General features: G+C 67.7%; 8 protein-coding genes. All 8 read left to right on the plus strand.

Features of this window, described 5'->3' with window-relative positions:
• Positions 1 to 83 precede the first annotated feature (83 nt).
• A complete protein-coding gene (locus FL344_RS37450) occupies positions 84 to 1613 on the plus strand; it encodes an MlaD family protein (protein WP_141621872.1) in 1530 nt (509 codons plus the stop codon).
• Between the two features lie 111 nt (positions 1614 to 1724).
• A complete protein-coding gene (locus FL344_RS37455) occupies positions 1725 to 2651 on the plus strand; it encodes a PfkB family carbohydrate kinase (RefSeq protein WP_011553737.1) in 927 nt (308 codons plus the stop codon).
• Positions 2652 to 2751: 100 nt separating this feature from the next.
• Positions 2752 to 3105 carry a TIGR02266 family protein gene (locus FL344_RS37460; protein WP_217917601.1) on the plus strand — a complete coding sequence of 118 codons (354 nt, stop codon included), beginning with the start codon at positions 2752 to 2754 and terminating at the stop codon, positions 3103 to 3105.
• Positions 3106 to 3132: 27 nt separating this feature from the next.
• Positions 3133 to 3864 carry a metallophosphoesterase gene (locus FL344_RS37465; RefSeq protein ID WP_090492537.1) on the plus strand — a complete coding sequence of 244 codons (732 nt, stop codon included), beginning with the start codon at positions 3133 to 3135 and terminating at the stop codon, positions 3862 to 3864.
• A 54-nt stretch (positions 3865 to 3918) separates the two neighbouring features.
• Complete coding sequence (locus FL344_RS37470) at positions 3919 to 4647, plus strand: hypothetical protein (protein WP_141593975.1); 729 nt, start codon at positions 3919 to 3921, stop codon at positions 4645 to 4647.
• Positions 4648 to 4662: 15 nt separating this feature from the next.
• On the plus strand, positions 4663 to 5505 hold the full coding sequence (gene asd, locus FL344_RS37475; protein ID WP_141621873.1) for an archaetidylserine decarboxylase: 843 nt from the start codon (positions 4663 to 4665) through the stop codon (positions 5503 to 5505).
• Positions 5506 to 5531: 26 nt separating this feature from the next.
• Entirely contained in the window at positions 5532 to 6779 is a 1248-nt protein-coding gene (gene hisS, locus FL344_RS37480) for a histidine--tRNA ligase (protein ID WP_228565650.1), read from the plus strand.
• Positions 6780 to 6993: 214 nt separating this feature from the next.
• Positions 6994 to 7265 (plus strand): S24/S26 family peptidase (locus FL344_RS37485; RefSeq protein ID WP_255508272.1); only part of this gene is annotated, 272 nt, incomplete at its 3' end.

Below are 7265 nucleotides of genomic sequence, written 5' to 3' on the forward strand. Positions count from 1 at the left end.
GCGGGGGGGCCCTAGGAAAATGTGGCACTCAGGATGCAAAACGTTAGAGTCGCGCCGGCCGGTCGCTCTCGGAGTCACAACAGGTGAAGAAGCTCGTCACGCCCTTCCGTGTGGGCCTGCTGGTCATCGCGGCGGGGGCTTTTTTCGTCACCTTCGTTCTGTTCGCTCGCAAAGGTGGTTTGAGCGACAGCGAATCCACGAGGGTGTGGGCCTATTTCCGGGATGCGTCCGGCCTCGCCGTGCGTGGGCGCGTGCAGATCGCCGGCATCCCGGTGGGCGAAATCGACGACATCTCGCTCGAGGGGACGCGGGCGAAGGTCTGGTTGAAGATCCGCAACGACGTGGACCTGCGCGAGGACGCCGTCGTCACCAAGCGCTCCGAATCGCTGCTGGGTGACTACCTGCTGGACCTGAACCCCGGCACGGAGGGCGCCCCCCGCCTGGAGTCGGGTGGGCAGATCCGCCGCGTCGTCGACACCCAGGGCATGGAGGCCGTCTTCGAGTCGCTGTCGCAGATCACCGCCGACATCCAGGAGGTGACGGGGGCGCTGCGGGAAGTGCTCGGCGGTGAGCGGGGTGCAGGGTCGCTCCAGCGCATCGTGGAGAACCTGGTGCGGCTGTCGGACTCCGTGGATGCCACGGTCCGCCGCAACGCGGACCGCCTGGACACCATCGTCGGCAACGTCGAGGCCATCTCCGCGGACGTGCGCGGCATCACCCAGGGCAACCAGGCGGAAATCACCCGCATCATCGACAACATCGAGTTCATCACCCGCGACGTGCGCCAGGTGCTCGGCAGCGTGAAGAACATCGTGGGCACGGGTGAAGGCGACGTGAAGGAGACCGTCGCCAGCCTCAAGGAGACGCTCAAGAAGCTGGACGGCACGCTGGGCAACCTGGAGGAGATCACCCGCAAGGTGAAGGACGGGGAGGGCGCCGCTGGCGTGCTGCTGGCCGACGAGGCCGTGGGCCGCGAGATCCGCGAGACGGTGCAGGACGTGTCGCGCTTCACGTCCCGCCTGACCGACCTCCAGGCGGAGATTGGCATCCAGAGCACCTACCTGGCCGCGCAGGGAAATTCGAAGAACGTCTTCTCCGTGCGGCTCATCCCCAAGCCGGACAAGTACTACCTGCTGGAGCTGGTGGACGACCCTCGCGGCAGCGTGACGACGGAGGTGTTGCAGACGAACCCGCCGTCCGAGGGCGACCCCGTCGTTCAGACGCGGAAGGTGACCAAGGAGAGCCTCAAGGTCAGCGCCCAGTTCGCCAAGCGCTGGTACTTCACCACCCTGCGCGTGGGCCTCATCGAGTCCACCGGCGGCGTGGGCGCCGACCTGCACTTCTTCAACGACGCGCTCCGGTTCCAGGTGGACGCCTTCAACTTCGCGGACGACGAGCTGCGCTACCCCCGCCTGCGCGCCAGCCTGCGCGCCCAGCCCCTCGATCACCTCTATTTGATCGCTGGCATGGACGACATGCTCAACGCGCAGCAGCGGGACCTGGCGACTCGGCGCCTGGTGGCGGGCCGCGACTTCTTCGTGGGCGGCGGCCTGTTCTTCACGGATGATGATCTGAAGGCCATCCTCACCTTGACAGGCATTCCGACGCCCTGAACCCACCGCTCGGTGCTTGACGGAAAACGGGAAACGACGTACCCGGCATGGGCACGGGGCCCAGGGGAGCGCCGTGCCTGATTTCACGGCATCTCCCCCCAGGAAGCTCGCATGTCCCTGCTCGTCGTCGGCTCCGTTGCCCTGGACTCAGTGGAAACCCCCTTCGGCCAGAAGGAGGACATCCTCGGGGGCTCGGCCACCTACTTCTCTACGTCGGCCTCGTTCTTCAGCCCCGCGCGTGTCGTGGCGGTGGTGGGCGAGGACTTCCCCGAAGGACACCTCAACTTCCTTCGCGGACGGGGAATCGACCTGGAGGGCCTCACCCGGGAGACGGGCCGCACCTTCCGTTGGAAGGGCCGCTACAGCTACGAGCTGAACGAGGCGCAGACGCTGGACACCCAGCTCAACGTCTTCCAGGCCTTCTCCCCGAAGCTGCCGGAGTCGTACCGGGACACGCCCTACGTCTTCCTGGGCAACATCCACCCGGAACTCCAGGCGCAGGTGCTGGACCAGGTGAAGGCGCCGAAGCTGGTGGCCGCCGACACCATGAACTTCTGGATCAAGGGCAGCAGGGCCGCGCTGCTCAAGACGCTCTCGCGCGTCAACCTCCTGTTCGTCAACGACGCGGAGGCTCGTCAGCTGGCTGGCGAGCACAACGTGGTGAAGGCCGCTCGCGCCATCATGGCCATGGGCCCGCAGCGCGTGGTCATCAAGCGCGGTGAGTACGGCGCGCTCCTCTTCGAGGCCGAGCACATCTTCGCGTGCCCCGCCTTCCCCCTGGCCGAGGTCTTCGACCCCACCGGCGCGGGGGACACCTTCGCCGGCGGCTTCATGGGCGCCCTGGCCACCTCCAGCGGCGTGTTGGACCAGGCGCTGCTGCGCCGCGCCATGGTGATGGGCAGCGTCATGGCCTCCTTCACGGTGGAGAAGTTCAGCCTGGAGCGCCTGCGCGAGGTGACGCGGCCGGAGATTCACGCCCGCTTCGCCGAGTTCCGGAAGCTGACCCACTTCGACGACCTGGGCTCCCTGGAGCGATGAGGGCGTGGGGAGGGGTGGGGCGCCTCACCACCCTTGAACTTGACTGCGGAATCAGGCCGTCCCTAGGCTGTGGATTCGGGTGACGGAAGAAGGTTCCGGGTTGAGCGAAAACCGAAAGTCCACGCGGATTCCCACCCAGCTTCGGTGCTGGTGCGAGGGTGACAACGTCACGCTCTACGCGCGAATCTCGAATTTGAGCGAAGGCGGACTGTTCCTCCGCACGAGCACGCCCCTGGCACGAGGGGCGCGTACGGTGGTGAAGCTGTCTCCCGCGGGCCACCAGGACATCCAGGCCCAGGCCACGGTGGTGTGGCTTCGGGAGGCGGAGGAACGAGCGCTTCCGGCGGGCATGGGGTTGCGTTTCGAGTCCCTGGACAGCGATACCCTGGGACGGCTTCGCCAGATGATTTCGCAGCAGCAGCAGAACCAGGTGAAGGCCGGCTGGGCGGGTTGAGCCCACGCCACCGGACCGAGGCCCCGCATGCGTATCGCCGTCATCTCCGACATCCACTCCAACATCGAGGCGCTCACCGAGGTGCTCCGCGTCGCCGAGCACCAGAAGGTGGACCGGTTCGTCTCGCTGGGGGACATCGTCGGTTACGGGGCGTCGCCCAATCCGTGTTGTGAGCTGGTTCGCTCGGTGGCGGAGGTGACGCTCCTGGGCAACCACGACGCGGCGGTGGCGGGGCGGATGGACTACTCGTACTACTACGACGCCGCCCGGCACGCGCTGGACTGGTCCGCCAACGTCCTCACGGACGAGAACATGGCCTGGCTGCGCAGCCTTCCGTACACGTACCGGATTGGCGATGTGGGCTTCTGCCATGGTTCGCCCATCGACCCGAAGGCATACGAGTACATCTTCGCGCTGGAGCAGGCCCGGGAGCTGACGCCCTACGTGGCGGAGCTGCCGGAGGTGACGTTCATCGGCCACAGCCACCTGTGCCGCGCCTTCGCCATTGGCAATGGCGAGGTGAACGACGTGGTGGCCCAGAAGTTCGGCATCCGCCGGGGCTACAAGTACATCATCTCCGTGGGCAGCGTGGGCCAGCCGCGCGACTATGACAACCGGGCGTGCTTCGTCATCTGCGACACGGACGCGCGCACGGTGGAATACGTCCGCGTGGAGTACGACATCGAGACGTCGGCGCAGAAGATCTTCGATGCGGACCTGGCGCTGAACTTCGGCAAGCGCCTGTTCCTGGGCGTTTGAGGCGCGCTTCCGGGGCACAAAAGGCGGACAGGCGCGGGGAAATGACATAAACCCGTGTCCGTGCGCACCCTGGTCCTCCGAGCGTCCCTCAGGCCCCTCGTGGGCGTCGTCTCCGCAGTGTTGCTCACGCTGGCGCCCACCGCCTGCCGCCGCGAGCCTCCCGCCCCTTCCGCCGAGTACGAAGAGGCCGCCCGCCGCTTCCGCGAGTTGTATGCGCAGAAGCTGGATGAGGCCTTCCTGGATCCGCAGGTGGGGGAAATCGAGGCGCAGCTCCAGCGCGTCCCCGCGGACAGCCTGGACGCCGAGGGCGCCCGCGAGCTGCTCCAGCGCATCAAGGACGGACGGCAGCGGATGGCGGCGGCCGTCAACGAGCGGGACGAGGCCGTGGCCAGCGCGCGGGAACTGCCGCCGGGCTCCTACGCGGCGCCGTCCACCGAGGAGCAGGCGCCTCCCGCGGCTCCGGTGGAGGCGCCGGATGCCGGGCCTCCCGATGCCGGTGCTGGCGGTGGCCCCCAGGCTGGCACGGCCGCGTCCGAGCTGGTGGCGGGCTTCCGGGGGTGCTTCCAGCGGGGCACCCCCATCGATGTGCAGGGACGGGGCATGCGGGAGACCTGGCAGCTCGCCGACCGCACCGCCTGTCGCCTGGAATACCCCCAGCATCAGGATTCATTCCTCCTGATTGAAGAGGGGAAGGTCCTCACGCTGTTACCCAAGAGTGCCGTGCAGACTGTCCCCGTCACTCCCGACGGCGGTCCGGCACCCGCGACCGACGCCGGTCGCTAGAACCGATTCGCCGATATGAACGACCAGACTTTCATGAAGTTGATGCAGGTGTTGCCCAAGTCCGCGCTCTCCACCGTGGTGGGGATGGCCACGCGACTGCCCGTGCCCGCGCCGGTGCATCAGGCCGCCATGCGCGCCTTCGCCAAGGCCTACAACGTGGACATGGAGGAGGCCGAGCACTCCTTCGAGCACTACCCGACCTTCGCCCAGTTCTTCACCCGGGGGCTGAAGCCCGGCCTGCGTCCGGTGGACGCGGGGGAGAAGGTGGTGGTGTCCCCCGTGGATGGCCGCGTGTCCCAGGTGGGCTATTCGGATTACGGGCGCTGCCTGCAGGCCAAGGGCATCGAGTACACGGTGGACGAGCTGCTGGGGGATTCCGAGGCCGCCAAGCCCTTCCACGGCGGTGCCTGGACGACCATCTACCTGTCGCCGCGCGACTACCACCGCATCCACGCGCCGCTGGGCGGCACCATCACCGGGTACGCGTACATCCCCGGTGAGTTCTGGCCGGTGAACCCCGCGTCGGTGAAGAACAAGCAGTCCCTGTTCTGCGTCAACGAGCGGCTGGTGACGTACCTGGATACCGTGGCGGGCAGGTGCGCGGTGGTGAAGGTGGGCGCCACCTGCGTGTCGCGCATCAAGGCGGCCTACGACGAGGTGACGACGCACACCGGGCAGCCCGGCAAGGTGCACCGCTACGGCGCGGCCATGCCGGTGGAGAAGGGTGGGGAGCTGGGCCGCTTCGAGATGGGCTCCACCGTCATCCTCCTGTTCGAGCCCAAGCGCGTCACCTGGGACGACAGCCTCCAGGAGGAAGCGGTGGTTCGGCTGGGCAAGCGAATCGGAGTCATCACGTGAGTCAGAAGGTCGCGGGCGTCAAGGGCATGAACGATCTCCTCCCTGGGGAGATTGAAATCTGGCAGCACGTGGAGGCGCAGGCCCGCGAGCTGTTCGGCCGCTTCGGCTACGGTGAGATCCGCACGCCGATGGTGGAGGACACCGCGCTGTTCGTGCGCAGCGTGGGCGAGGAGACCGACATCGTCGGGAAGGAGATGTACACCTTCAACGACAAGAATGATCGCAGCCTCTCCCTGCGCCCGGAAGGCACCGCGCCCGCGGCGCGCGCGTACATCGAGCACTCCATCGCCAATCAGGAGCCGCTCACGCGCTGGTTCTACACGGGGCCCATGTTCCGCTACGAGCGGATGAAGACGGGCCGCTACCGCCAGTTCTATCAAATCGGCGCGGAGGCCTACGGCGCGAAGGAAGGCGCCCAGGACGTCGAGATGATGGACATGGTGGTGCAGTTCCTGGAGCGGCTGGGGCTCAAGGACATCACCCTGAACATCAACTCGCTAGGGGACGAGGCCTGCCGACCCACGTACCACGCGAAGCTGGTGGAGTACCTCCAGGCCCACCGCGAGGCGCTGTGCGCGGACTGCCAGAAGCGCATGGAGAAGAACCCCCTGCGCGTCCTGGACTGCAAGAACGAGAAGTGCCAGGCCATCGCCGCGGCCGGACCCAACGTGCTGGAGTCCCTGTGCGAGCCCTGCCGCGCGCACTTCGACGACGTGCAGCGGAAGCTGACGGCGCTGGGCATCCGGCACGTCGTGAATTCGCGCATGGTGCGGGGGTTGGACTACTACACGCGCACCGTCTTCGAGTTCATCGCCTCCCATCCTGCGTTGGGCACCGCCAGCACCGTGGGCGCCGGTGGCCGCTATGACAAGCTGGTGAAGAGCCTGGGCGGGCCCGACGCGCCCGCGGTGGGCTTCGCCTGCGGCCTGGACCGGCTGGTGCTGCTGCTGAAGGAGAGCGGCCAGCAGTTCACCGTGCGGCCGGACGTCTTCGTCGCGGTGGCGGACGCGGGCTCGCACGATGCCGCCCTGGTGCTGGCCAGCCGCCTGCGCCGGGAGGGACTGCGCGTGGAGTTCGATACCCGCGGAGGCAGCCTCAAGAGCCAGATGAAGCGCGCGGACAAGAGCAGCGCGGAATTCACCCTGGTGCTGGGTGAGGCCGAGCGCACCAGCGGCCAGGCGAAGCTGAAGCCCATGGCCGGAGGCGAGCCCATCCCCGTCGCGCTCGACGAGGTCGCCAAGGTGGTGCGGGAGCGCAAGGCCGTTCCGGCATAGTGCTCCGTGGGGTCGAGAGCAGCATTCTGGGCGAAGCTTGCCAAGTCTGAGAAACTGAGGTAGGCGCGTAACCCCTGATAAACGTTGGGCTATTGGTCCGGTGGGAACTCGCGGGCGCAGGTCGGGTCGGTTAGACTGACCTGCGATGCCACGCGACACTTCCACCCCCGTTGTGCCTCCGGCCCTGAGCTGGGTCCCCGTCCACGGGGACAGCATGTGGCCATCGCTGCGCTCGGGCGACCATGCCGGCGTGGAGCCGCTGGAGGGGGCTCCGCGACCTGGTGACGTCCTGCTGGCGCGCTTCGACCATGCCCTGGTGCTGCACCGGCTGCGGCGGTGGGAGGCCGGGGCGGTGGCGCTGCGAGGCGACAACTCACCCCAGGACGATGCACCGCTGGATCCGTCACGGGTGCTGGGGCGGGTGCGGCGCGTCCGCCGGGACGGCGTCGTCCTGGAGGCGGGGTGGGATCGGGGGCCCCGGTGGCT

The organism is Myxococcus sp. AB036A (assembly GCF_006547355.1).
GTDB classification, from domain to species: domain Bacteria; phylum Myxococcota; class Myxococcia; order Myxococcales; family Myxococcaceae; genus Myxococcus; species Myxococcus virescens.

Excerpts from the sequence above, each read along its gene's own strand:
- FL344_RS37465 (WP_090492537.1), top strand. The coding sequence starts at position 3,133 with ATGCGTATCGCCGTCATCTCCGACATCCACTCCAACATCGAGGCGCTC.
- asd (WP_141621873.1), top strand. The coding sequence starts at position 4,663 with ATGAACGACCAGACTTTCATGAAGTTGATGCAGGTGTTGCCCAAGTCC.
- hisS (WP_228565650.1), top strand. The coding sequence starts at position 5,532 with ATGAACGATCTCCTCCCTGGGGAGATTGAAATCTGGCAGCACGTGGAG.
- FL344_RS37455 (WP_011553737.1), top strand. The coding sequence starts at position 1,725 with ATGTCCCTGCTCGTCGTCGGCTCCGTTGCCCTGGACTCAGTGGAAACC.